Here is a 22949-nt window from a genome sequence, read left to right as displayed (position 1 = left end):
GCCTATAACGAGTTTAAGAGTTTAACCTTTAACCAGTTGTTTGTTTACTTCGTTGAGTACTTTGGCAAATACCTCACATACCCGGTCACATTGGGCTTTCTCAATGGTGAGAGGTGGCTCAACCCGGATTGTTTTGGCGTTCACGAGTGTTCCCGCCACAAGCACCCCGTTATCAAAGAAGCCTTTGGACACTTCGTAACCAATTTCATCGCTGACAAACTCGATTCCAATGAGGAGTCCTTTCCCGCGAATTTCCAGAACGATATTCTCATGACCTTTCGCGGCATCTCTTAAGCCTTGTATCAAATATTCCCCGATTTCAGCCGCGCGCTCAGGCAATTTCTCTTCGATCAACACATTAATGTTGGCCAGAGCAGCCGCACAAGCGAGCGGATTTCCGCCAAAAGTGGTGGTATGAAGGAACGGATTTTCAAACCAGTGCGTGAACACTTCTTCTGTCGCGACCGTTGCGCTGGCCGGCATGATTCCTCCGCCAAACGCTTTGCCTAAACATAAGATATCCGGTACTACATCATAATGCTCACAACAGAACATTTTTCCGGTACGTCCCATTCCAGTCTGAACTTCATCAAAGATGAGCAGGGCACCATACTCATCACACAGTTCACGAAGCTTTGGCAGGTAATCATCCGGAGGAACAATGACGCCGCCTTCGCCCTGAATCGGCTCCACAATGACAGCGGCGACTTCTTCCCCGACCATATGGCAGGCGTGCATCGTTTTATGCATCATATCGATATCGCCGAATGGTACATGGCGGAAACCGTGAACCAAAGGCAAAAATGGTTTGCGGAAAACACCTTTTGCCGTACCCGACAGAGATCCCAAGCTTTTTCCGTGAAACGCACGAGTCGTAGCCAGGAAGGTGTGTCTGTCATTTTTCTTATGATAGATTTTGGCCAACTTGAGCGCTGCTTCGATCGATTCGGTGCCGCTGTTGCCGAAATAAGAGTACTTAAGATCTCCCGGTGTCAAATCGGCCAGCGTTTTGGCCAGCATAGCACGCAATGGATCCAGCAAATCCTGGCTGTGCAAAGCTTGCCGGTCCATCTGATCTTTCACCGCTTTCACCACTTTCGGGTGGCGATGCCCGACGTTATAGATTCCAAAGCCGCCCAGGCAGTCAATATACTCTTTCCCATTCACGTCGATAAAGCAGTTGGGGCCGGAGTCTTTCCACTCGACTGCTGCATACTGCATATCTTTTGTCACAGTCTTGCGATATTCCAAAAAACCGGGATTGACATGCTCTTTAAACCCGTTTAACGTTTCATCGGTCACCCATTTAGCATCTTCTTCTGTAATTTCCTGCTTTGAAATAAGGTCCAATACTTTCGATGTATAGCTATAAATCTCAGAATACTTATTACTCATAATAATCCTCCTTGCAAACGATCCATTATATTTTCGGGCGAAAGGTAAGGGTAAGTAGGGAGTTGGGGACCCCATTACTCCCCAGTTTCCTTATTGTCGATTCAAAGGTTCCCCGCGTCCCTTCCGGTTGTGACTCCCGGTCATCAGTGTTTTTAACCCTTGTACCATCCGGTTGGCTCTACTTGCAGATTGGTATTGATCTGTTTCACTTCGGTGTATTCCTCATAACCAAATGTGCCTAATTCTCGGCCAATTCCACTCTGCTTATAACCGCCCCAGGGAGCTTCATTGTATGTGGGGTGATAGGTATTGATCCAGGTGATTCCGGCACGCAGCTTCCGTACAACCCGTTGCGCTTTCGCTCCGTCCTGCGTAAATACCGCGCCCGCGAGGCCATAAACAGTATCATTCGCCAATCGGATCGCTTCCGCTTCGTCTTTGAATTTTTGCACGACCAAAACGGGACCGAAGATTTCTTCTTGCACAATTCTCATATCCGGCTTCGTGTCGATAAAAATGGTAGGTTCAACAAAGTAGCCTTTTTCCAAACCGTTCTCCGTAATTCTTTTACCGCCGCAGACAAGCTGGGCCCCTTCTTCTTGGCCAATCTTGATGTAGTTCAGCACTTTGTTCATATGCGCTTCGGAGATGAGCGGACCCATTTCCGTATCCGGATCATTACCCGGCCCCACTTTGATTTTCTTCGCTCTTTCAACCAATTTTTCTATAAATTCATCATGGATGCTCTCTTCAAGCAAAAGTCTGGAACCTGCGGAGCAGACTTGCCCCTGGTTGACAAAAATCGCAAACAGCGCGTAATCAAGAGCTGTCTCAAAATCAGCATCCGCGAAAACAATATTTGGCGATTTTCCGCCTAATTCCAGTGAAATCTTTTTCAAGTTTCCACTTGCTGCTTTCATGATGCTGCGTCCAGTCGCCGTGCCGCCGGTGAACGCTACCTTATCAATGTCATGGTTGACGGCGATTTCATGACCTACCGTTTTCCCCTCACCCAGCACGAGGTTAGCAACCCCTGGCGGGAAGCCAACTTCTTCAATGATTTCAAACAGCTTGATCGCAGACAGAGGAGTGATCTCCGAAGGTTTAAAGACTACCGTATTCCCTGCCGCCAATGCCGGAGCCAGTTTCCAAGCTGCCATCAACAAGGGATAGTTCCATGGGATAATTTGGCCGCAAACGCCAATCGGTTCCCGGACCACGACAGATTGCATGGGGTCCGCCACCTCATAGGTTTGCCCATGCGGCTTCGTGGCCAGTCCCGCATAATACCGAAAGCACGCCACGGCATCCGCAACATCTACAGTCGCTTCGCGGTACGGTTTCCCATTATCTTTCACTTCTAACTCAGCAAATTCTTCTGCTTGCTCTTCCAGCCGGTCTGCCAGTTTGAATAACAGCCGCGCCCGTTCCACCGCCGGGGTATCCCACCAGCCGTCCTCATAAAATGCCCTTTTCGCTGCGGCAACCGCTTTCTTTACATCCTTGGCAGTCCCTTCCGTTACAACGGCAATCACTTCGCCGTTCGCCGGGTTAATGACCTGTCTGAATTCCCCGCTTGAAGAAGCGGTCCATTTCCCGTCAATATACATCTTCAAAATCGACTCCATTCCAAATCCCCCTATTCATTTGATGAGCGTTCGCAATTTATCTATTGCAAATATGATGCCAATTCGGAATCATGGAAAAGGTAAATTTAATGATTCTCAAAAACTCCCGTAACTATGCAAAAGTGAATAAGTTTATCCCCGAATTCATGAAAATTATGGATTTAGTATTGAGGGGAGGTAGAATAAAGCGGAGGAAGCGCCGACTTGAAAAACTCCTTGATCAGTTCAAGATCTTCGTGGTGAATCCTAAACTTGGTCACCCAAACATGATCATTGAAAATATCTTCGTAAGACATCAATAACATCGTTCCTGATTGCAAACAAGTGATCATGCTTTTTCCGCAGAAAAATTGGGAGTAATGGACGGAAAAATCGTAGCGGTTTGTCTCTGTTACCAAACAAACATGCCTGGCTGTCAGCTGTTCCAAATCATCAAAGAGAATGTCCAATGATCTCAACCCCTTTCTTCCCTCCATACGTAACGCCAATCTGCTCAGCTTCGAATATTTGATGGTTTTTAAAAACGAAATTGGCATCTTTTCCATGAGGCAATCTCGCATGTCCCGCAATAAAGTCAAACCCAACCGCGTATCCGATTGGCTTTGGCCAATTTGCGAATGCCCACCATATAAGCCGCCAAGCACATATTCACCTTTCTTTGATGGGACATGTTATAGACGTTTTCAAAAGCACGGACCAGTACATAGCGCAACTTGGATTCTACTTCCCCTTCAGACCAATAATAACCCTGATTGTTTTGCACCCACTCAAAATAGGAAACGGTAACCCCGCCAGCACTCGCAAGTACAAGAGATTCAAATTCCTCATTCTGCTGAACAGACTTCTCTGTTGTAGCGCTCACATTTTCACCTCGATTTGCTTCGAGCTGATTTAATCGCTTCCTGCGTTAACAGACAGAAAATCTTCCTCTATAGTAGCCAGCACCTTCCCGGGTGCGACTACCTCACCTTGTTTCACATGAAGTGACACAATAGATCCGCTCAAATCCGCCTTGATTTCGACCAGGGTCTTCTCCGTTTTTATTAAATAGACACTTTCCCCTTCATAGATATAGGAGGATGGACTGCTCAATACATGGGTAATGATCCCATGAAAGGGGCTGATAATTTCATAACGTACTTTCACATGTTCTCCCCCTTTTTTGTTCAGTTTTGTTAGGCATCTGTTTGAGATTTAACGCTGCAAGACTTGCAAAATCATGCACCAGCGTAGCAGCTAAAAGAGAAGTAATTTGTGTCGGATCGTACGGGGGAAGTACCTCTACCAAGTCAAATCCAATATAGTTGAAACCGGTAAGAGAACGAACCATTTCAAGTGTTTCCAGGCTGGTAAATCCACCGACTTCCAGCGTACCGGTCCCGGGTGCACAGGAGGGATCAACGAAGTCGATATCAAAGGTTAAGAAACAAGGTGTATCTCCAATGGTCTCTCTTATCTGTCTAACTACATCTTCAAAACCGCGTTTGCGCAATTCCTGAGTAGTGATTACATGATAACCGAGTTCAATACTTGCTCCGATGTCCCCGGGATGATTGAGTGTACCGCGAATACCGATTTGAAATACTTTATCCGGTTGCAAAAGCCCTTCTTCGTACGCCCGGATAAACGTAGAACCATGCCAGTATTTTTCATCGTAATACGTATCCCAAGTATCCGTATGAGAGTCAAAATGGATCAAAGCAACAGGACCGTATATTTTGGCTGCTGCACGCAAACTTGCCAATGTTACTGAGTGGTCTCCACCCAATCCAATTGGTATGATTTCTTTTTGCATAAGATCTAAGTTGTATTTTTCCATAAGTTCATAGCTGCGGTGGATATTATGTGGAATAACCGGTACGTCACCGATATCTATTGCGTTTGTATCTTCAAAAGGATAAACCTCATGAACCGGATGGTAAGGGAACAGTGTCATAGATGCTTGGCGAATCGCTTGCGGGGCGAATCGCGCTCCTACACGGAAAGAAGCCGCCGTATCAAAAGGCATCCCTAATATGGCAACCTTAGCATTTTCCCGTGATGAAGGTAAACGCATAAACGACCCGATCGTACAAAATTCTGGTTTTACATCTGGTGAAAGGGGATACTTCATACTCGTATCTTTCCTTTCTTTTTTTAATTTTGATAGTCAGGCAGTTGAGACTGCCTCTTGCAAAAACGACTTGGTCCATTAATCTAATAAACCAACTCCTTCTCATAGAGGCACTATATCGGTGATACACTTATCTGAGCAAGAATGATGCCAATGGAAAAATGAGTATCAATACATTTTTGCTAAGAATATAAAGGGAAAATATTATGCAATTATGCATAAGTATATGCGATGAGTAATAGCCGATCCCAAATAGGATGGTTCGTTTAAACGAAAGAACAACAAGGGTCCAACTGCAGAAAGTTAACAGCCAGTAAAAGGCACAGGAAAGATCAGATTTAATCTAATGTTATTTATTTTAAATAAACCGAAAGGCCGTCCCCTTGGTTTAAGGGGTGTTTAAAGTTGGCATTATTTTTGCAAGATTATGTAGGTGATATCGCTTGGATGATTCAAAATTTATCGATGGAGGTGGGTAGCCGATCGATAAGCAGGAAGCCCGTTACGATTACGGGGGGTGAGAGTTCACCTTTGTTGAACTGGACCAAGAAATGAGCTTGGAAGTTAACGCTGGTGGAGGATGCATCGATCATCGACGCCGGACAAGCGGTGGTCGATTTGAAAGGAGAGGAATAACACATTGAAGCAGTATCAGTTGTTTATTAACGGAAAATGGGTGAAGTCGGAAAACGGCACTTCCTACGAGGTGACCAACCCAGCCACGGGTGAAGTGGTGGGGAAAGCGGCGGATGCCACGGCCAATGATGTGAAAAAGGCTATCGACGCTGCCTATCGGGCGTATCCGGGTTGGGCCGCTCTCACCGCCAGGGAGCGGGGGGATATTTTGTACAAGGCGTACCAGCTGATGCGGGAAAACGAGGAGGAGCTGGCGCGCTGCATGACCATGGAGCAGGGCAAGCCCCTGCCGGAGGCCCTCGGCGAAGTTCGGTATGCGGCGGACTTCGTCCTGTGGTATGCCGAAGAGGGGAAAAGGATCTACGGTGACACCATCCCCGCCTCCGCTCCCAACAAGCGGATTTGGGTGTTGAAACAGCCGGTCGGAGTGGTGGCGGCGATCACCCCCTGGAACTTCCCGGCAGCAATGATCACCCGCAAAGTGGCCCCAGCCCTGGCAGCGGGATGTACTGCAGTGATCAAGCCGGCGGGGCAGACGCCGCTGACGGCCTGCATGCTGGCGGAGATCTTCGCGGAAGCGGGATTACCGGAAGGTGTCTTCAACCTGGTGACGGGAAAGAATCCTCGGATGATTGGAGATGTACTGCTAGGGGATACCAGGGTGCGGAAGCTCACCTTCACTGGATCCACGGAAGTGGGCAAGATCCTGATGAAAAAAGCCTCAGATACGGTGAAAAGGGTCAGCCTGGAGCTGGGCGGCCACGCTCCCTTTATCGTCTTTGACGACGCCGATCTGACGGCGGCGGCACGGGAAGTGATCGCCAGCAAATTCCGCAACGCTGGACAAACCTGCGTCTGTACCAACCGGATTTATGTGCACTGGAGCATCCAGGAACAATTTGCCGAGGAGTTGGCCCGTCAGGTGCAGCAGTTGAAGGTGGGCAACGGTTTGCAGAAAGGAGTTAACATCGGTCCCCTCATCGATGAGAATGCCTTGAAAAAAGTGGAGCGCCATGTGGAGGATGCCCTGGAGAAGGGAGCGCGCCTGATTACCGGCGGGAAGCGTTTCACGGGCCCGGGGGCGGAGGGAGGCCATTTCTACGAGCCGACGGTGCTCTTAGGCACCACCGCCGATATGCTGGTGGAGCAGGAGGAAACCTTTGGCCCGGTGGCTCCCATCCAAGCCTTTGAAACGGAAGAGGAGGCGGTGGAAAAGGCTAACGCCACCGAATACGGTTTGGCCGCCTACCTGTACACCAAGGATCTTTCCCGGGCCATCCGGGTATCTGAAAAGCTGGAGTACGGCATCGTGGGGATCAATGACGGTATCCCCTCCACCGCCCAGGCTCCTTTCGGCGGGTTCAAGGAGAGCGGGCTTGGCCGGGAAGGCGGCCGATACGGTATCGAGGAGTTTCTGGAGACCAAATATGTGTCGGTGAAACTGGATTGAGGACTTTATCAGAGGGGGAGTCGAACATGGCGAACACTTCTTACCGATTTATCGATATCCGCACGGAGATCCCCGGACCGAAGGCAAAAGCCCTGTTGGAGAAAAAGGAGCAAAACGTTCCCCGGGGCCCCTTTAACACCGTACCCACCTTTGCTGCCAAGGGGGAAGGGGCGCTGTTGACCGATGTGGACGGCAATACCTTCATCGATTTCGCCGGAGCCATCGGCAGTCTGAATGCCGGCCACTGTCCACCCAAGGTGGTAGAGGCGTTGAAGGAGCAGTTGGACCGATATATCCACCCCTGCTTCCACGTGATGATGTATGAGCCCTATGTGGCCCTGGCGGAGAAGCTGAACCAGATCACCCCCGGGACACACGCAAAGAAGACCTTTTTCCTCAATAGTGGCGCCGAGGCGGTGGAAAACGCGGTGAAGATCGCACGCAAGTACACCGGGCGGCGAGCGATTCTATCCTTTGAGCGGGGCTTTCACGGACGAACCCTGTTGGCCATGTCCCTGACCAGCAAGGTAAAACCCTATAAATTCGGGTTTGGCCCCTTTGCTCCGGATGTGTATAAGCTGCCTTATCCCTACTACTACCGGGCTCCGGGCGGGATGTCCCCGGAGGAGCTGGACAGGGAACTCCTCTCTCGGTTGGAGAATTTCTTCCTGAGCGAAGTGCCGGCGGAGGATGTGGCTGCCATCATCATCGAGCCGGTGCAGGGAGAAGGCGGGTTTGTCGTCCCCTCCAAATCCTTTGTCCAAGGCGTTTATGAGATCTGCCAAAAACACGGGATCCTCTTCATCGCCGACGAAGTGCAGACCGGCTTTGGCCGTACCGGAAAAATGTTCGCCATGGAGCACTTTGACGTTATTCCGGATTTGATCACTCTATCCAAGTCCATCGCCGCGGGGCTTCCCATCAGTGCTGTGACGGGGCGGGCAGAGATCATGGATGCCCCGGATGTCGGGGAAATCGGAGGCACCTACGGTGGAAGCCCCTTAGGGTGCGTCGCCGCTCTGAAGGTGATCGAAATGATGGAGGAGGAGAAGCTGCCGGAGCGGGCTCAGATCATCGGTGAGAAAGTGCTAGCCCGTTTCCGCAAGCTGCAGAAGAAACACCCACGGATCGGTGACGTCCGTGGCCTCGGCGCCATGTGCGCTATGGAGTTGGTCGAAGGACCGGATAAAACTCCCGACAAGGAGCTGGCCGGAAAGATCCTTGCACAGTGCAACCGCCGGGGCGTCATCCTGTTGGGAGCAGGCCTTTACAGCAATGTAATCCGTGTCCTCTCTCCGCTGGTGATCACCGATGAGCAGTTGGATGAAGGGTTGGATGTGATTGAAGAAGTGCTGGATGAGGTACTTGGGGAATAAAGGACTATCGGCCTTTGGCCAGCGATGAGTTTATCCCCCGGACCCTCCGCAGTCCAAAGAGACACTAGGACATTATGTGAAAATATAAAATTTTTCAATTATAGGAGGAGTAACCATGTCAAATGAAACGAGAAAAGGTTTGTCTTCGAACGCGTTGTCCTTGTTCGATTCCATCGTCATGTCGATCGCGGGTACAGCGCCGGCGTATTCCATCTCGGCCACTACTGCTGTGCTAATAGGCGCAGTCGGATTGCAAGCTCCTGCAGCCATGTTATGGTGCGGGATCCCGATGTTCGGTGTTGTAATGGCATTTCTGTACTTGAACCGTTGGCATGCAAATGCCGGCGCTTCTTATGCGTGGGTAGGAAAAGCGTTGAACGCGGACCTCGGCTTCCTCAGCGGATGGGCGCTTATCGTGTCGGCCACACTGTTCATGGTCGCGGGCTCATTTCCCGCCGGGTCTGTCACACTAGACATCTTTGCGCCAAAATTGAGCAATAATTTGCTCGCTGTAACCATTGTCGGAGGATTGTGGTTTCTGATCATCAGCTTCCTAGTGATGAAGGGCATCAAGGTGACTGCGACGGTACAGTGGATTATGTCCGGCATCGAGATCATCATCCTCGTCATTTCAGGTATCGTAGCTTTAGTTAAATTCGGGGCACATCCAGTTAATGCGTTTCACTGGTCTTGGTTTTCACCGTCTGCATTTCCAAGCCCAGCTGTTTTTATCTCGGGCGCGCTCATCGCAACATTCTATTATTGGGGATGGGATGTCAGTGCCAACCTTAACGAAGAAACTAAGGATAGCCGCCGTATTCCTGGTCTCGGCGCTATGATCGGCATCATTTTCATATTCGCAATATTCGAGCTATTCACTGTTGCAACTCAACTTGGCATGTCTCTTAAAGATATCAATGACGCATCCTCGAACATCCTTCAGCATCTAGGTGTACTGCTATATGGGCCGGTGTGGGGGAACGTCATGGTTCTTGCGGTTGCGTTGTCTACCATCGCGACGCTAGAGACAACACTGTTGCAGGTGACACGAACGTTGTTCGCCATGGGGCGTGATGGTGTCATCTCAAAAAAGTTCGGCGCGGTCCATCCGAAATGGCGGACACCGTATGTTGCTAGCATCGTCATAACCATTTTCGCCTTGTTGCTCTTCGTTCTCTCTAACTTCCTATCATCCATCAATACTGTCATGACGTACGCGATCAACGCCATCGGGTTGCAGGTTGTGTTTTATTATGGACTTACTTGTTTGGCGGTCATTTTTTACTACCGGAAAGTCTTGTTCCAAAGTGTGCCAAACTTCATCTTCCTGTTCACGTTACCGCTGGTGGCTGCAATTTTCCTTCTTACGGTTGGGATCGCGGACATTCCAAAACTTGGCATAACGACGGACAGCATCGGGATCGGACTCATTGCCATTGGCATTATTCCGCTCTTGTGGGGCCGATTCAAGCGCCGTGCAAGCTTCTACTATCAACCTAGAGAAGTGTATACACCCGGGACCGAAGGTTCTAACAATCGGTCGTCCGTGTCTACAATGTGACAACCCCGTTAGACATCCGTTCGGGAGGCACAGTTGCCGGGCGGAAAATCATGCAAGCTGCTAGTGGCAACCTAAAGAAGATTTCGCTAGAGTTAGGTGGGAAATCACCAAATATCGTGTTTGCGGACGCCGACTTCGAAACGGCGGTGGACTATGCGCTCTTTGGAATCTATGCAAACGCCGGCCAGGTTTGCTCAGCGGGATCCCGTCTCCTATTGGAAGAATCACTGCACGACAAGTTCGTCGAACGGCTGGTTGAGCTTGCGACAAAGATCCAGGTGAGAGACGAATTTGATCCGAATATATCGAGTATATACAAACCCAGCGGTTTTTTTCGCTGGGTTTGTAAGGAAATTACAAAAGGGGGTACCTAGATGGTTGATAAAACACCGTCTCTGCTTACCTGGAAGTTTATCACGAGAATTTTACAGCATTTCGAAGAAGGTGTGGTGATCCTTGACCCTGAAGGAGATATTACAGTCATCAACTCGACAGCTCGCTCCCTTTTAAAACTAGAAAAACTAACCTCAATTAAGAACGTTAATGACTTGCCTAAAGAACTTCAAGAAATTTGGGAAAACCGCTATCGACACAATAACACGAAACGCTATCTTCATAACTTCGATGTTGAAGTAAACATAGTACCCGGATTTGGAGACGGGGTTGCCATGATTATGAAGAAGCGATCCTCAGATCTGCTTCACGGTCAGTACGAAAAATTGACCTATCGTGAGTTACAAGCAATTCTAGATTCATCTTTTGATGGGATTTTTATAACTGACGGGAAGGGTATTACATTACGAGTAAATGAGAAATGTGAGATTTTCTATGGAATATCACGTGATCAGCTAATTGGTCGTCATGTGAAAGAGTTGGAAAAAGAAGGCGTATTTTCTCCATCAGCAACTGCCATGGCAATTGAAAAACGGAAAAATATTTCAGTAGTGCAGACTACTGCAAATGGACGTAATTTGTTGGTTCAAGCAAATATTATCTGGGATGAAAACGGTGAAATCTACAGAGTAATTTGCTCTTCAAAGGATATTACCGAACTTAGCCATCTCAAAAACAGATTTTCTCAGAATCATCCCCTGATTAATGATTCCCAGTTATCTCTTGATGAAAATGGAAATAAAAATGGCTCGTTAGTTGCCAAAAGTCCAGTAATGAAAAAATTATTAAACTTTGCTTCACGGGTTGCACAAACAGAGTCTACGGTGTTGTTATTAGGAGAAACAGGTGTTGGAAAAGGGGAAATTGCCCGTTACATTCATAAAAACAGTCAACGGAGCAATGGACCATTTTTGATGATCAATTGTGGAGCACTCCCCGACACATTGATGGAAAGTGAGATCTTTGGTTATGATGGAGGAGCCTTTACGGGGGCAAACAAACAAGGGAAAATTGGTTTTATGGAACTTGCCGATGGAGGGACACTTTTTTTGGATGAGATTGGAGAATTGCCTTTGTCCCTACAGGTCAAATTGCTTCATGTTCTGCAGGATGGAACCTTCACCCGAATTGGAGGGAGGGAATATATACGTACTGATGTAAGAATTATCGCCGCAACCAATCAGAACTTAGAAGAATTAGTTAGAATTGGTAAGTTCAGAAAAGACCTCTACTATCGGCTGAATGTGATTCCTATAACCATTCCTCCGTTGCGAGAGAGACCAGAGGACGTTATCCCTTTGTTAATTTCTTACTTAGAGAGAATCATTGAAAAAAATGGACGATCTAAAGAGTTTTCTCGGGATGTTCTTTCGTTTCTTACTAAATATAACTGGCCGGGGAATATAAGGGAATTGCAAAATTTTGTGGAATGGATGTATGTTGCGGCGGAAGATGATGTGATTGACATCAGTTGCTTGCCTCCTGCGATTTATGACCGTTTTCGCTTCAACTCAAATGAAAGTCCTATTGTTATCAATCGGATCATCCCTCTAAAGGAAGCTCTTCAATTTGTAGAACAGGAATTGATAAAAAAGGCTCAAAGTGTCACTACTAGTACCTACCAAATTGCCGAACTCCTGAAAGTAAACCAATCAACTGTCGTACGAAAATTAAACAAAATAAAGAGTCCTGATAAAGAAATCACCTTAAACAGGACATCTAAATTTTTGAATAATGCAAATTGACATTTTTTAATGCCTTTTCTGTTTAAAACAGAGCATCAGTAATTGCTCTGTTTTTCATCATCGTTAGAAACAAAGCAATGATACTGTGCATTGGCAAAATTTATACTCGAATCGTTGAGAAAGTTGTCAATCCCATTGATTTTACGGCTTTTTTGTGTGTTCTCGTTAGTTGGCACACGTTTTGCAGTACGTAAAAGTGTAAGAAACAAGAGGAGGTATAAGAATGAAAAAACGAGAATCTGTCGGTCTTCTAGCTACGATCATACTAGGTTTGTTGATGACGATGACTGCTTGTAGCGGTACAGCGGCTGACAAACCGAAATCGGACGGTAAAACCCTTAATCTACTTACATGGGAAGGATACGCTGACCCTAAATTTGTAAATGGATTTGAAGAAAAGTATGGAGTCAAGGTAACTGTAACTTATTTTGGATCAAGTGACGAATTAGTTTCAAAATTGAAAGGTGGGGGCGGAAATGTATACGACGTCATTTCTCCCTCTTCCGACGTAGCTGGTTATTTAGTCAGAGAGGGTCTAGTTGCTCCGATTAATCTGAACAATGTACCTAATTATAAAAACTTAGCAGAAAAATTGAAGAATATGAACGATGTCAAAAAGGGTGGAAAAGTATATGGTGTTCCGTTTACTTGGGGACCAGACTCTCTCATATATGATGCAGACGTTATCAAAACGCCTCCGGAAAGCTGGAAGATATTCTGGGATCCCAAGTATAAAGGCAAGGTTTCTTTGTGGGATGACATTTCGAATATTTATCTCATTGGACAAATGATGGGACTCGACAAAAAAGATCCAAGCGCACTCTACAATATGTCTGATGCACAACTTCAGGAAGCTAAGAAAAAGCTGATTGAATTGAAACCCCAAGTTCGAAAATATTGGGCTACTGCTGGTGAACTCAACGATCTATTCTCAAATAAAGAAGTGGTGTTAGCGGTAGGTTGGCCTCTAACTCCCAAGGCAGTTAATGCATCTGGGCGTAACTTGAAAGAGGTCATTCCGAAAGAAGGAATTACGGGTTGGATAGATCGGTTAATGATCGTTAAATCCTCTCCAAACAAAGAATTGGCTGAAAAATATATCAATTATGTGATTGATGAGAAGGTTCAAAAAATAGTGGCAGATGTTACCGGTTACGGAGTTGCAAACAAGAATGCAGCTAAGTATATGACTCCTGAACAAGCAAAATCGATTCATATTGACGATATGGATAACTACATGAAAAAAATTAACTTCTGGCAGGAAGTTAAAGATCGCGATAAATATAACGAGATTTGGAATGAAATCAAAGCCCAGTAATGTAGAATATGGCGGCTTCGGCCGCCAGACATTTTCCCAAAAGGAGAGAAGGAACCCTATGCTAAAAAACGCAACCGCCGTATCAGTGGATAAATCCGAAGTCAGATCTGTGACCCCAAAGCGTTTTTGGAATCCACGCCTCTTGATCTTATTGATTCCTCCGATCATTTGGCTGTCAGTCTTTTTGTTTGTGCCGTACATTACATTATTTATCAATAGTTTTTGGAAGGTAGACTTTGGGACAATTGTTCATGACTTTTCATTTAGTAACTATACCAAGTTTTTTACGAACGAATTATATTATGGGACACTTCTAAAAACATTGAAAATAGCGTTTTGGGTAACTTTGTTTAGCATTCTCCTCAGTTATCCGTTAGCTTACTTCATTAATTACAAAATCAAAAAAAATAAACAATTGATGTACACGTTAGTGATCATCCCGTTATGGGTGAGTTATCTAGTGCGAGCTTATGCTTGGAAGATTGTTTTAGGGCAGGATGGTATTTTAAACAGTTTTTTACTTGCGATTGGTGTAATTGACAAACCGTTAGAGATTTTTTTATACAGTCCATATGCGGTTATTCTGGCGTTAACCCATATCTACACTCCGTGGGTTTTAATGTCTATTTATACATCGCTGGAACACATCCCTCAAAATCTTATAGAAGCATCCAAAGATCTTGGAGCCGGTCGATTCCGCACTTTTTTTAAAGTTGTTTTACCGTTAAGTATGCCTGGAGTGATAGCAGGTGCAACATTTGCTTTTGTATTGACAATGGGAGATTTTCTGGCTCCCCAATTGTTGGGGGGAACGAGCAGCATGATGATCTCGAACGTTGTTTATAGTCTGTTTGGTGTAGCCAATAACTGGCCACTAGGATCTGCCATTGGAATTATTACCTTGATCATTGTAATTGGCATACTAGAGATGGCGCACCGCTTGGAAAAGAAAACGGCAAGTTTTTAGGGCAGTACGAACAATTAGGAGGTATTTAAGTGGGAAAACAATTACGAATGGACGGGATTACGGCAAGTCTATGGATCGCAGCTATCCTGATCTTTCTGTTTATTTACCTGCCGATGATTGTGGTGATTGTTTATTCATTTAACGGAAATGCAGTCAATTCGTACCCAATTACAAGCTGGTCAACAAAATGGTACAGAATTTTATTACAAGATGTGCCATTGCTAAATTCTTTATGGAATAGTCTCATGGTTGCTGTTTCCGGAACATTAATTGGATTGATTCTTGGCGTTCCCTCCGCATTTGCTGTGGACAGATTTAAGTTTCCGGGAAAGGTCTTATTTGAGAGAATCGTCTTACTCCCGATGATATTGCCGGGTATTATTACCGGTGTTGCAATGATGAGTTTATTCATCCAGATAAAAATGGAGCTGTCGTTAACAACAATTTTATTAGGACATGGCACATTTCTCATTGCGGTTGTGATGACTCAAGTATACGCAAGGTTAAAAAGACTGGATAGATCGATTGAGGAAGCTTCTATGGATCTTGGAGCCTCAAGACTACGAACATTTCTTCTTATAACACTTCCGAATATTAAAACAGCCGTTATTGGAGCCGCGCTGTTGTCGTTCACGCTTTCACTCGATGAAATTGCAGTCAGTTACTTTCTAACAGGAAGAGAACTAACCTTACCGGTACAGATCTGGGCGATGCTACGACGAGGGATAACACCGGAAGTTAATGCCATATCAACTCTCATCTTTGTTTTTTCCGTCATTATGATTGTCATTGTTACACGATTAAGTGCCGAAAAAGACTGAGTTGTAAAAAAGCATAAGGGGGAGGGGGATTAACATGAATACTATCGTTGAACTTCAAAAGGTAGAGAAGGGTTTTGGAAATAACCTAGTTGTTAAGGGGATTGATCTCAATGTAAAAAGGGGAGAATTTCTCACCATACTTGGTCCTAGCGGTTGTGGGAAAACCACGACCCTTCGGATGATTGCGGGATTCGAGGAACCAGACGCGGGACAAATACTCTTGGAAGGACAGAATGTAGTAGGAATCCCCCCATATAAGAGGGATGTTAATACAGTTTTTCAGAGTTATGCGTTGTTTCCCCATATGACTGTAAATGAGAACATTGCCTACGGACTAAAGATGAAAGGTGTATCGAAGTCCGAAATAACCACAAGAGTGAAAGAGGCACTTCGATTAGTGCAATTGGAATCGTTTGGTGATCGTAAGCCAAGGCAGTTAAGCGGTGGTCAGCAACAGAGAGTGGCGGTGGCAAGGGCTTTGGTCAATAATCCGAAAGTAATTTTGTTGGATGAACCTCTCGGTGCTTTAGATCTTAAATTACGAAAACAAATGCAGATGGAGCTCAAGCATCTTCAACAGAAACTAGAAATAACGTTTATTTATGTAACTCACGATCAAGAGGAAGCCCTTACGATTTCAGATCGAATTGCAGTTATGAATGAGGGAATTATCGAACAAATCGCATCCCCGAAAGAAATTTATGAGAGACCTCAAACAAAATTTGTGGCTGACTTTATTGGAGATACAAACTTATTAGAAGTTAAGATAACTGATATGACGGAAAATAGTCTTGTGTTAGATTTTTATGGATTTAAAGTCGGAGGCAGACTTGGAATTAACCAGAATGTGTCGGACTCGATGTATTTATCGATAAGACCGGAACGGGTTCAATTAGTGAAAGAAACACCCGATTTGTCTTATTCATTGCCAGGTGTTGTAGAAGAAACAGTCTTTGTTGGATCTTTTATACGAACGATTGTACAAATAGCAAAAAGAGATCGGATTGTGGTGATGACTCCGAGCCAAGGAAAACAAATCTTTCAAACGGGAGAACGAGTATGGGTTACTTGGAGAGAAGAAGACGGAATCGTAATTGGGGCGTAATGGCTAATAAGACGTTTCATCCTTTAAGAAGTTGAAAAAGCTAACAATTCCATGGTCCTTTAAGAAGAATGTATTCCTTGTTTCAATCAGCCAATCACTGAGATGAGTGAAGACTATGCTGGACAAGCGGTTGGCATTGAGAGGAGGGAAATGATATCAGTTGTTTATTGACGGGAAATGGGCGAAGTCGGAAAACGGCGCTTTCTACGAGGTGACCAACCCCGCCACGGGTGAAGTGGTGGGGACAGTGGCGGATGCCACGGCCAACGATGTGAAAAAGGCTATCGACGCTGCCTACCGGGTGTATCAAAGTGACGTTGTCGTTGAAGGTTGTAGACCCAACTGACAAGGATAACCATGGCGGCCCGTGATCAGTGAGGCAAAAGCCACACGTACTCACAGCATGCATTCAGTAAGTCGTTAAGCGATATCCGATCGCCGGGATAGACTTCAGGAGATATGTATCTCCTAGAGTTTAAACACTTCATTTTCTAAGCCGGGGAAAACCCCGGCTTTTGATACCTTCACACCCAGAATTTTGACCTCTCCAACGTCATCACTCACGCAATTTTCTCCACCTCAGCCGTAGATCCTCTCTGGTTGCCTGGATATAAATCATTGTGGTGTCCAAACTGTCATGTCCCATGATTTGTGCCAGCCGTATATATTTTTGGATCAGGTACCGCAGGGCTCGTTCCGTCAAACGCTGGCCGGTCTTCTTCGACGAAAACAAATACTCGGTGTCGGCCGGCAAAGTCTCAAAGTATACGGTCAATGCTTCCCGGATTGTAGCGTTAAGCGGCACCTCCCGCTGTTTGTTTCGCTTCCCTGAGCGTACCACAAGCGTCCCGCTTCGTTTCCCGATCGTCACATCCCTAGGCTTCAGGTTACACACCTCCATCGTGCGCAGTCCTGTATGTAACATCATCAAAATTATTGTCTGGTCCCGCGATCCATGTTGTTGAACGGCTGCCACTAGGTCGTCTCCTTACTTATCCGTCATCTGCCGTGTTCTCGTCTTCTCCTCGGGAACCAGCTTCACTGCATCCGCCACATCGATCTTCACTACGCCGGTCTGCTGAGCCCAATCAAAGAATCGCATCACAGTGTTCAATCGTCGGTTAATTGTCGCCGGCTTTAAGTGTTGATTCAATTGCATATACTCCCGGTACCGGATCAACGTTTTTGTCGCGATTGCCGCGGGGTGAAACAACGTTTGTCCTTCTTGTACCCCGGATATGTCCGCTAATGTATATTAGCGGTTATATATATATGGGGCGGGTTGCTCTTTTTTCAACTAAAGATAAGATAAAACGACAGTACGGGATGCTCAATGGGGCATCCCGTTTCTTTAATTGCGGAAAACACTAGGGGTATCCGCCCGGTCAGTCACAGGTACTTTTAGTGCATGTTTACAAAGTACTACTGCATAGGCTATTTTCTTGTGAATCTAAGCGTTTGTGGTAAAACATGCGCTAAAAAAATCCAGGAATATTCTTTGTTGCGACTTCCTTTATTTCCCTGTTTATTCAATCAGGCTCAAGGGGATGGGGTATGATAAGACATAGGAAAGGGGGGATAACGTGGGAATTTTCAGCGGTGGAGACAATGATCGTGGTCATATGAAGCAGGTGGCGGAGTTTTTGTTTGAAGGAGAAGAAGTGTTGCAGACTTACGGCTTGTTGTTGGATTTCGTCGCGTTGACGAACAAGCGCATTTTGTTTGTGGATAAAACCGCGATGAGTCGAAGAACAGCTGTGATTTCCATCCCCTACTCCAAAGTGGAGGCGATCTCGATCGAAAAAGGGAAGCTCTGGTCACTGTCCAACCGGGTCGAAATTCAAACAAAGGGACGGACATATGAGTTAGAGTTTCTCAAAGGAGCGGATGTGATGGGGTTCTACCGGACCCTGGCCCGGATGATCTGTTAGCCGATCAAAAAAGGTTCGTTCCCTTCATACTCGGGAACGAACCTTTTTGTCTAAAAGTATTCTTGGTACGGGGTGAGGTCGATCTGCTTCTCCTTCAGGGTGCGAATCAGCCATTTGTGATCCCGCTTCGGCGTCGCCTGGATGTATCCGCGGATAATCAGGTCTTCAGTGATGCGGTCGGCGTTTTCCTTTAGCGCCAGCTCGCCGATTTTACCCGTAATTGTCTGACGAGCAGTATCCCGGAACATCTTGGGAACCGGACGTACCAGGTCCTCCAGCAGTTCTTTTTGTTCATCCGACCACATGTGCCGCGTTTTTTCGATATAATAAGCTTGCCATTCCAAGATCGATTTGCCGTCTTCCTTGGGCATGCCTTTGAGAAACTTGCGGAACATGAAATAACCGCCGATCGAGAGAAATCCGATCATGATCATGACCCAAATGATGACGGCCCATGTCATCCAAACCGGCATCGTACCACCTCTTTCGCCAACGTCGGTGGTCGGTGTATCTTTGTTGTCGTCGAACCTCATTATATCCGGACTGTGTGGGGTTGTTCAAGCTGAGCAGGCGATAAGAATCAATTGATAAGGGGATGATGGGATGCAGGTGTTGATTGCCTCCGATTCTTTCAAAGGCAGCTTGTCTTCCGCACAGGTGGTGGAAGCAGGGCGTATGGCGGCGGCGCGTGTGGACCGACACATTGAAGTGACAGGGTTGCCGATCGCTGACGGCGGGGAAGGAACAGTGGATTGCGTGTTGCAGGCTGTGGAGGGGAGACGAATCTCAGTAAAGACGGTAGATCCGTTGGGTCGTCCGATCACCGCTGATTTGGCCGTGGTGGGACAAACGGCGATTGTGGAACTGGCTTCGGCTTCAGGATTAACAATATTGTCTCCCGCGGAGCGCAATCCGTATCAAACGTCTACATACGGGACGGGCTTGTTGATCAGATATGCATTGGATTTGCCCGAAGTCCGAGAAATCCTGGTGGCTATCGGCGGCAGTGCCACCAATGACGGCGGACTAGGCATGGCACAGGCACTCGGACTAAAGGCATGGGACGTAAATGGAAGACCGGTGAAACGAGGTGGGCAACATGTGGGAGAGGTGGCGAAATTGGACACGAGTGAGATGCATCCACGGCTGAAAGAGGTGATGATCCGCGTGGCTTGTGATGTGGATAATCCTTTGTACGGGGAAAATGGTGCCTCCCATGTGTTTGGTCCGCAAAAAGGGGCGACACCCGAGATGGTAAAGACGTTGGATGCGAATCTGCGCCGGTTGTCCGATGTGATACGACGTGATTTGGGTGTGGATGTGTCCCGTCTGCCCGGAGGAGGAGCGGCTGGGGGGACTGGTGCAGGTTTGGCTGCATTTTGTGGAGCGCGACTGGAACCGGGAATTGAGTTGTTGTTGGATGTATGCCGGTTTGACGAGCGGATGAAAGAAGTGGATTTGGTCATCACCGGTGAAGGACGGACGGATCATCAGACTCTGCGGGGAAAAGCGCCGGTCGGTGTGGCCAAACGTGCGAAGCGGTACGGAAAGCCGGTGATCTGCGTGTCCGGAGCATACGATCCCGCAATGGTAAAAGAGTTGAGAGCGTGTGGAATCGATGCCGTGTTTAGTCTTTGCCCGGGGCCAACGGATGAGGAAAAGGCGTTTGCTCATGCATTCGAATGGATGGTGTCTACGCTGGAAAACGTCTTTGGTTTGTTGTTGGGTATGAAAGGAGACAAGCGGTGAAAAAGAGATCTACTACGATTCCAAAGGAAAAGCTCAGGAACTAGTAGTTTAACTCCTCCTCTTTTTTATTCGACGGACCAGTCGACGAAACCACGACTGGTCTCTTCCTTCTTCCTCTTCCGATATGCCCTCAGGCGGCAAGTCCCATATGGATTTACGCTATGAGTTAATGGCTAATGGTTGGACACTACATTGTGGGTTTGCCCAGCTTTTATGTGGGTTGTTTTCTGATTCTCTATCACCCTCTCGGCCCTTCTATTTTGGCCCTGTGAGGTGTCTGTTTTTCTTTGAAGGGTTATCCCACGCCAAGATTATTATGTCACATTAAAGTTATGAATTATTCAGGGGGTACCGCTGAAGGGTGTCCTTTCATTGAACGGGTCAATTCTGGATGAAAGCTTTTTGTTTCCACACCATGAGTGCTTATTTCAACTCCGTCAGATTTCCGGGCCCCTGGACACAAATCAAAAAAAGGAGCGTAAATCACGCTCCTTTGTAAAACCCGGCCAATGATTTTGCAAATTCGATTGGCTTCGTCATTACTTGGCGGAACATTGGGTAATTTCCTGGAACATATATTGGCATTTGAAGATAGTGACATTTATTGATTTCCAAGATCCATATCTTTCTATTGGGATCTACTACTACATCGAACCCCACATCGCCAAACAAGCCGAACTGGTCAATCTTGGAACAAGCCTGTAAACAAATCTCCTTCATTTTTTGCTCGATATCGACCGCTTCTTGTTCCGTCAATTGAAAAACTTGCTCCAGCGCTGCTTTTCCCAGCTTCAATTGACCAGCTTCTCTAAAGTTAGTGGAGATGCTATCCTTGGCTCCAAACCGGGCTAGAATGCCCGAGCAGGTCCATTGTTGAGACCGGTCTTTCTGCATAATAACCCTGAAATCAACGAGGCGACCTTCAGATCGCATGGGAACGGCCTGTTGAATGATGTAGTCTTGGCACCGAAGGTTTTCGATAAATTCGAAGGCCTCTGGTGTGCTGATAAAAGTTTCGTTTCGATCTCTGTCCACGAAATGATACCCTTGTTCCGATTTCCATACCATAAACATACCTGTAGCCTGCTGAGATTCGATTCGTTTTAGATAGACCGATCCAAAGGTATCCAAAATGATATCCAGATCCTTGATCTTCGTTAGTTTTGCTGTGTAGGGCAAATGCTCCCTCAGAGATGGATCCTGGGACAGCCACTCCCAAAGTTCCCACTTGTTAAACGTACGGGAATTAAACACCTTTCCACTGACTCTTTTTAGAAGGTCCTGAGGGATGTCCCGACAAAATACTCTCCTGTAAATAGCGCTCGGATAGGGTAGCCGCTTTATTGTCCAACGGGCGTGTCGGTTTCGGGGACCCGGATCGTAATAGTAGCCCCGGATGGTATGCGTTTTGGTGTCGATATCCTTTACAGTAAAGACATAGATCAGCCCTTTGATTCGTGAGTAATACCGCAAATGGTACGAAAGCCACTTCGGACTTATCATTTTGGGGAGCATGATTGCAATGACGGGCCCGATATTGATCTCTGTTCCTTTGATTACCACCTCATAAGGTAACCCCGTTGGGATTTGAAATGTGCTGAATAGTCCCGGGGACAAGCCAATCGTGTTTGCAGGTAACTTTCGATCCCATTGGATGCGCATCTCTTTTCTTAAAGCGCCGAAATAGAGAGTTACCTTTTTCGGAACGCTTCTATCGAAGAGAGTACCACTGGGAAGCAAAATTGTCCCCGTTTTTTTACCCTTTAGCCATTTGATTTTCATCATGTGCCCCTTGTAGAGAAAGGAGCGTCGTCCGCTCCTGTTATTTTTGGGAAGGTAGAACCCGAGTGGTAATGATGGAGGTATTGTTGTTTGGATCAGGATCGAAGGTCGAAGACCTTACTGTTGCGCGGTTCGTGATAAATCCTGGGATCTGTGGGGAAACCCGGATGGTGACCGATACGGTGGAACTAGCATCTAACGTGCCCAGCTGGAAGGTCAGCACTCGGTTGGATTGGAGGATGTTTACTTGATCTGAAGTTGCTGAGGTGACATTCGCACTATCTTCGTTCACGGTTGCTGAAATGAACTGAACGCTATTTGGGAGTCTATCGGTCAAAGTGACGTTAGAGGCGGCAAATGGGCCCCTGTTCTGGATGATCACGGTGTAGGTTAGGATCTGTCCAACCCTTACCGGGTCTGGAAAATCGGTGGTGGTGACAGACAAATCAGCTCCACTTCTTTCCACGGTGACCGTAAAGGAACAAGTCGCGGTGTTTCCTGCTGCATCGGTAGCCGTACAGGTGACGGTGGAGGTTCCTATCGGAAAGAAGGATCCCGAGGCCGGAGAGCAGCTCACATCAATAGGTCCGGGACAATTATCGGTGACCGTCGGATTGGGATACGTCACGATCGCACCATTTTCCCCTGGATCGTTGGGAACAGTAACATCAGCGGGGCAAGTGATTACAGGTGCTTCAGTATCCTGCACCGTGACTGTAAAGGAGCATGTGGAGGTGTTGCCTGCTGCATCGGTAGCCGTACAGGTAACGGTAGTGGTGCCGACGGGAAAGAAAGAACCCGAGGCAGGAGAGCAGCTTACAGTCACCGGACAGTTGTCAGTGACCGTCGGATCGGGAAATGTCACGAAGGCTCCGCATTCCCCCGGATCATTAGAGATGGTGATATTGGCGGGACAGGTGATTACTGGCGGTTCCGTATCCTGCACCGTGACTGTAAAGGAGCATGTGGAGGTGTTGCC

General features: G+C 46.9%; 21 protein-coding genes and 2 pseudogenes. 12 read left to right on the top strand and 11 right to left on the bottom strand.

Going from position 1 to position 22949, the window contains the following annotated elements; translation table 11 throughout:
• Window positions 1–21: 21 nt before the first annotated feature.
• The 6 genes and pseudogenes from NWF35_RS11460 to speB all read right to left on the bottom strand — a co-directional run bounded on the left by NWF35_RS11460 (window position 22) and on the right by speB (window position 5136).
• On the bottom strand, window positions 22–1395 hold the full coding sequence (locus NWF35_RS11460; RefSeq protein WP_301239236.1) for a putrescine aminotransferase: 1374 nt from the start codon (window positions 1393–1395) through the stop codon (window positions 22–24).
• A 152-nt stretch (window positions 1396–1547) separates the two neighbouring features.
• Entirely contained in the window at window positions 1548–3023 is a 1476-nt protein-coding gene (locus tag NWF35_RS11455) for an aldehyde dehydrogenase family protein (protein WP_301239235.1), read from the bottom strand.
• Window positions 3024–3184: 161 nt separating this feature from the next.
• A complete protein-coding gene (locus NWF35_RS16880; RefSeq protein WP_363321615.1) occupies window positions 3185–3499 on the bottom strand; it encodes an SAV0927 family protein in 315 nt (104 codons plus the stop codon).
• 98 nt (window positions 3500–3597) lie between these two features.
• Window positions 3598–3834, bottom strand: a pseudogene (locus tag NWF35_RS11450) (glutamate dehydrogenase); the annotation flags it as partial.
• Between the two features lie 80 nt (window positions 3835–3914).
• Window positions 3915–4169: a biotin/lipoyl-containing protein gene (locus NWF35_RS11445; protein ID WP_301239234.1), complete on the bottom strand. Its 255-nt coding sequence runs from the start codon at window positions 4167–4169 to the stop codon at window positions 3915–3917.
• Complete coding sequence (gene speB, locus NWF35_RS11440) at window positions 4153–5136, bottom strand: agmatinase (RefSeq protein ID WP_301239233.1); 984 nt, start codon at window positions 5134–5136, stop codon at window positions 4153–4155. Before speB ends, NWF35_RS11445 begins: the two co-directional genes overlap by 17 nt.
• Window positions 5137–5776: 640 nt before the next feature.
• Here speB and NWF35_RS11435 point away from each other — a divergent pair.
• The 10 genes and pseudogenes from NWF35_RS11435 to NWF35_RS11390 all read left to right on the top strand — a co-directional run bounded on the left by NWF35_RS11435 (window position 5777) and on the right by NWF35_RS11390 (window position 16854).
• Window positions 5777–7222, top strand: a complete 1446-nt coding sequence (locus NWF35_RS11435; RefSeq protein WP_301239231.1) for an NAD-dependent succinate-semialdehyde dehydrogenase — start codon at window positions 5777–5779, stop codon at window positions 7220–7222.
• A 26-nt stretch (window positions 7223–7248) separates the two neighbouring features.
• Window positions 7249–8598 carry a 4-aminobutyrate--2-oxoglutarate transaminase gene (gene gabT, locus NWF35_RS11430; RefSeq protein WP_301239229.1) on the top strand — a complete coding sequence of 450 codons (1350 nt, stop codon included), beginning with the start codon at window positions 7249–7251 and terminating at the stop codon, window positions 8596–8598.
• Window positions 8599–8713: 115 nt separating this feature from the next.
• Entirely contained in the window at window positions 8714–10159 is a 1446-nt protein-coding gene (locus NWF35_RS11425; protein ID WP_301239227.1) for an APC family permease, read from the top strand.
• A gap of 20 nt (window positions 10160–10179) precedes the next feature.
• Window positions 10180–10455 (top strand): annotated as a pseudogene (locus NWF35_RS11420) (aldehyde dehydrogenase family protein); the annotation flags it as partial.
• Between the two features lie 78 nt (window positions 10456–10533).
• A complete protein-coding gene (locus tag NWF35_RS11415) occupies window positions 10534–12297 on the top strand; it encodes a sigma 54-interacting transcriptional regulator (protein WP_301239225.1) in 1764 nt (587 codons plus the stop codon).
• A 223-nt stretch (window positions 12298–12520) separates the two neighbouring features.
• A complete protein-coding gene (locus tag NWF35_RS11410; protein WP_301239224.1) occupies window positions 12521–13615 on the top strand; it encodes an ABC transporter substrate-binding protein in 1095 nt (364 codons plus the stop codon).
• A gap of 58 nt (window positions 13616–13673) precedes the next feature.
• Window positions 13674–14582, top strand: coding sequence for an ABC transporter permease (locus NWF35_RS11405; protein WP_301239222.1), 909 nt, complete (start codon window positions 13674–13676; stop codon window positions 14580–14582).
• Window positions 14583–14611: 29 nt separating this feature from the next.
• Window positions 14612–15403, top strand: coding sequence for an ABC transporter permease (locus NWF35_RS11400; protein WP_301239221.1), 792 nt, complete (start codon window positions 14612–14614; stop codon window positions 15401–15403).
• A 34-nt stretch (window positions 15404–15437) separates the two neighbouring features.
• Window positions 15438–16508 carry an ABC transporter ATP-binding protein gene (locus tag NWF35_RS11395; protein ID WP_363321614.1) on the top strand — a complete coding sequence of 357 codons (1071 nt, stop codon included), beginning with the start codon at window positions 15438–15440 and terminating at the stop codon, window positions 16506–16508.
• Between the two features lie 160 nt (window positions 16509–16668).
• Window positions 16669–16854, top strand: coding sequence for an aldehyde dehydrogenase family protein (locus NWF35_RS11390; RefSeq protein WP_301239220.1), 186 nt, complete (start codon window positions 16669–16671; stop codon window positions 16852–16854).
• A 210-nt stretch (window positions 16855–17064) separates the two neighbouring features.
• Here NWF35_RS11390 and NWF35_RS11385 read toward each other — a convergent pair whose 3' ends face one another.
• Both NWF35_RS11385 and NWF35_RS11380 read right to left on the bottom strand, forming a co-directional pair.
• The gene (locus NWF35_RS11385) at window positions 17065–17484 is read right to left on the bottom strand and encodes a tyrosine-type recombinase/integrase (RefSeq protein WP_301239219.1); all 420 of its coding nucleotides are present in this window, start codon (window positions 17482–17484) and stop codon (window positions 17065–17067) included.
• Between the two features lie 12 nt (window positions 17485–17496).
• A complete protein-coding gene (locus NWF35_RS11380; RefSeq protein ID WP_301239217.1) occupies window positions 17497–17721 on the bottom strand; it encodes a site-specific integrase in 225 nt (74 codons plus the stop codon).
• 370 nt (window positions 17722–18091) lie between these two features.
• Here NWF35_RS11380 and NWF35_RS11375 point away from each other — a divergent pair, with 370 nt between their 5' ends.
• On the top strand, window positions 18092–18439 hold the full coding sequence (locus NWF35_RS11375; protein ID WP_301239216.1) for a PH domain-containing protein: 348 nt from the start codon (window positions 18092–18094) through the stop codon (window positions 18437–18439).
• Between the two features lie 50 nt (window positions 18440–18489).
• On the opposite strand, the gene NWF35_RS11370 is transcribed toward NWF35_RS11375, so the two are convergent.
• Window positions 18490–18912: a DUF2621 family protein gene (locus tag NWF35_RS11370; protein ID WP_301239214.1), complete on the bottom strand. Its 423-nt coding sequence runs from the start codon at window positions 18910–18912 to the stop codon at window positions 18490–18492.
• Window positions 18913–19042: 130 nt separating this feature from the next.
• Here NWF35_RS11370 and NWF35_RS11365 point away from each other — a divergent pair, with 130 nt between their 5' ends.
• Window positions 19043–20188 carry a glycerate kinase gene (locus tag NWF35_RS11365; RefSeq protein ID WP_301239213.1) on the top strand — a complete coding sequence of 382 codons (1146 nt, stop codon included), beginning with the start codon at window positions 19043–19045 and terminating at the stop codon, window positions 20186–20188.
• A gap of 483 nt (window positions 20189–20671) precedes the next feature.
• Here NWF35_RS11365 and NWF35_RS11360 read toward each other — a convergent pair whose 3' ends face one another.
• Window positions 20672–21970, bottom strand: coding sequence for a YheC/YheD family endospore coat-associated protein (locus NWF35_RS11360; RefSeq protein ID WP_301239211.1), 1299 nt, complete (start codon window positions 21968–21970; stop codon window positions 20672–20674).
• Window positions 21971–22010: 40 nt separating this feature from the next.
• On the bottom strand, window positions 22011–22916 hold the full coding sequence (locus NWF35_RS11355) for an HYR domain-containing protein (RefSeq protein ID WP_301239244.1): 906 nt from the start codon (window positions 22914–22916) through the stop codon (window positions 22011–22013).
• Between the last annotated feature and the right edge of the window lie 33 nt (window positions 22917–22949).

It is taken from the genome of Polycladomyces subterraneus (genome assembly GCF_030433435.1).
Lineage (GTDB): Bacteria > Bacillota > Bacilli > Thermoactinomycetales > JIR-001 > Polycladomyces > Polycladomyces subterraneus.
This window is presented reverse-complemented; position numbering and strand designations above follow the sequence as displayed.

Coding starts and splice junctions, on each gene's coding strand:
- NWF35_RS11460 (WP_301239236.1), bottom strand. CDS start 1,395: ATGAGTAATAAGTATTCTGAGATTTATAGCTATACATCGAAAGTATTG.
- NWF35_RS16880 (WP_363321615.1), bottom strand. CDS start 3,499: ATGGAGGGAAGAAAGGGGTTGAGATCATTGGACATTCTCTTTGATGAT.
- NWF35_RS11415 (WP_301239225.1), top strand. CDS start 10,534: ATGGTTGATAAAACACCGTCTCTGCTTACCTGGAAGTTTATCACGAGA.
- NWF35_RS11360 (WP_301239211.1), bottom strand. CDS start 21,970: ATGAAAATCAAATGGCTAAAGGGTAAAAAAACGGGGACAATTTTGCTT.
- NWF35_RS11405 (WP_301239222.1), top strand. CDS start 13,674: ATGCTAAAAAACGCAACCGCCGTATCAGTGGATAAATCCGAAGTCAGA.
- NWF35_RS11410 (WP_301239224.1), top strand. CDS start 12,521: ATGAAAAAACGAGAATCTGTCGGTCTTCTAGCTACGATCATACTAGGT.
- NWF35_RS11370 (WP_301239214.1), bottom strand. CDS start 18,912: ATGCCGGTTTGGATGACATGGGCCGTCATCATTTGGGTCATGATCATG.
- NWF35_RS11425 (WP_301239227.1), top strand. CDS start 8,714: ATGTCAAATGAAACGAGAAAAGGTTTGTCTTCGAACGCGTTGTCCTTG.
- NWF35_RS11365 (WP_301239213.1), top strand. CDS start 19,043: ATGCAGGTGTTGATTGCCTCCGATTCTTTCAAAGGCAGCTTGTCTTCC.
- speB (WP_301239233.1), bottom strand. CDS start 5,136: ATGAAGTATCCCCTTTCACCAGATGTAAAACCAGAATTTTGTACGATC.
- NWF35_RS11395 (WP_363321614.1), top strand. CDS start 15,438: ATGAATACTATCGTTGAACTTCAAAAGGTAGAGAAGGGTTTTGGAAAT.
- NWF35_RS11455 (WP_301239235.1), bottom strand. CDS start 3,023: ATGGAGTCGATTTTGAAGATGTATATTGACGGGAAATGGACCGCTTCT.
- gabT (WP_301239229.1), top strand. CDS start 7,249: ATGGCGAACACTTCTTACCGATTTATCGATATCCGCACGGAGATCCCC.